The sequence below is a fragment of the Paraburkholderia sp. BR10937 genome, assembly GCF_040965695.1.
Taxonomy (GTDB): Bacteria; Pseudomonadota; Gammaproteobacteria; order Burkholderiales; family Burkholderiaceae; genus Paraburkholderia.
Genome location: NZ_JBFRCL010000182.1, coordinates 1 through 339, shown reverse-complemented (window position 1 = coordinate 339; position 339 = coordinate 1). Strand labels below are relative to the sequence as shown.

The 339-nt window shown below is 65.8% G+C and carries 1 protein-coding gene; it reads right to left on the bottom strand.

Annotated elements, in window-relative coordinates; all coding sequences use genetic code 11:
- Positions 1-339 (bottom strand): NAD(P)/FAD-dependent oxidoreductase (locus AB4Y44_RS42550; protein WP_368702834.1); only part of this gene is annotated, 339 nt, incomplete at both ends.

The window sequence follows — 339 nt, the reverse complement described above, 5'->3', positions numbered from 1 at the left end:
CCTGCACGGCTTCGAACGCCGCATCGGCGGCCAGCATGCCGGTCTTGATCGCCGCGTGGCTGCCCTTGATGCGCGAGGCGTTCAGGAAGCCCGCATCGTCGCCCACGAGCGCGCCGCCCGGGAACACGAGCTTGGGCAGCGACATCAGGCCGCCTGCCGTGATCGCGCGCGCGCCGTACGAGACGCGCTTGCCGCCTTCCAGGTACTGGCGAATTTCCGGGTGCGTCTTGTAACGCTGGAATTCCTCGAACGGCGAGAGATACGGGTTCTGGTACGCGAGACCCACGACAAAGCCCACCATCACCTGGTTGTTGTCGATGTGGTACAGGAACGAGCCGC